Here is a 518-nt window from a genome sequence, read left to right as displayed (position 1 = left end):
ATTATTACTACTATAACAAAAATGGAAAAGAATATAGAATAATTGAAAGAGGACTTTCAAATAATCCAGACACATATACAAAAAGTATAACTGGTAATAGAGTTAGACTAGAAAATGATTCTAAACTTAAATATAAAGGTTTTGAAGCAAAAAATAAATTTGAATTAGAAACTGAAATAAGTTCAAAGAAAATTTTAATATATAATGAAACAGATTTATCATATGAGCATAAACTTCCATATGATTTTACAATAAAACCTAGTTTTGTTCATTTATATGCACCAGTAATTGTTAAAGAAAAAGGTGTTCCAATAAAATATAATATTGATAAATTTGGCTTAGATATTAGTAAAAAAATTGAAAACGATAAAGCAAAAGTGGTATTTGGGGTATTTGGAGAAGCAGGTATTCAAACAAGAAAAGTAACAGGAGATTATATTGTTGCTGGTAATGAATATGAAAAAGATAGATGGGTAATTGGACAACAATATAAGTTAGAACCATATGCTAAATTAGAG

The 518-nt window shown here is 24.9% G+C and carries 1 protein-coding gene; it reads left to right on the top strand.

Annotation, left to right across the window (positions count from 1 at the left end; all coding sequences use genetic code 11):
- The coding region (locus AWT72_RS09870; protein ID WP_197407671.1) for a hypothetical protein at positions 1 to 518 on the top strand (518 nt) is incomplete at both ends.

It is taken from the genome of Oceanivirga salmonicida (genome assembly GCF_001517915.1).
GTDB lineage: Bacteria > Fusobacteriota > Fusobacteriia > Fusobacteriales > Leptotrichiaceae > Oceanivirga > Oceanivirga salmonicida.
Note: the sequence above shows the minus strand (reverse complement) of the source record. Positions and strands in the feature narration are given on the sequence as shown.